Raw genomic sequence first — 928 nt, forward strand, 5'->3', positions numbered from 1 at the left:
TGCAAGACTGGTCTGCGATTGATCTTCTTGTCTTAGGAGCAAAAAGAAAGAGCTTCTCAATAGTTCCAGAGTTAGTAGCTAAACATAAGAATAGACCCTGGATGCAAACTTGGATATCTTGGCACTACCACCTTTACTTCTACCACACGGAATTTGATCGTTTAGATATAGAGCCTCTGCTAAATGCTGGTGTGTTTTCTGGTGCCAGACAGTCTATTCATTGGTCAATATGGGGCAAAAGATTAGGTCAAGCTATTTCTAGGTGCCTTGATTTGTGGACAGACCAGTTTGCTCTAAACGTGGCTATTTATAGAGATATAGGTCTGGATAGAGTTGAACTTTTGCCATTAAATTGCAACTGGCTAGCCCATTATGAGATGCCCCAATGGGATTTGCAAAGGAAGATTTGGGTGGATCCTTTTCCACCTCACAATCCAGTAGGAATCATACATCTTACAGCCGACGTTAAGGTGAGACCAACTCATATTGCGCTTACAACTGAAGGTTTTAAGATTGAAGCTAGCTTGCGGTATGCAGGCATCATCTCCACTCCGGTCAAGAGATACGACTACGTATCGCCTAACCAGATTAGAATACATCTTGACCATAGCTTTCCTTCAATGATTGCGGCCGAGCCAAGCTCTCACCCCTGGCCTTATCTACGGAGAGAAGTTCCTCACCTTTGGCATACGGATCTACGTCAACCTACCATCGGCTTTGTTAGTCGGGACGAGGCACACATTCTGTACAATACTGCGCTAAAGTTTCGAGGAAAATCTGCTCTGGAGATCGGCTGTTGGTTGGGCTGGTCAACTGCTCACCTGTCAGCAGGAGGTGTTATTCTCGATGTTGTCGATCCAATTTTGGAAAATCCACTGGCTTATGAGAGCGTGAACCAGTCTCTCTGCTCGGCTGGAGTTCGCTCTAA

General features: G+C 45.2%; 1 pseudogene. It reads left to right on the top strand.

Features of this window, described 5'->3' with window-relative positions:
• Window positions 1–928, top strand: a pseudogene (locus NW819_RS13865) (macrocin O-methyltransferase); the annotation flags it as partial.

Source organism: Synechococcus sp. R8-2 (genome assembly GCF_047461715.1).
In the GTDB taxonomy this organism is placed as follows: Bacteria; Cyanobacteriota; Cyanobacteriia; order Thermostichales; family Thermostichaceae; genus Thermostichus.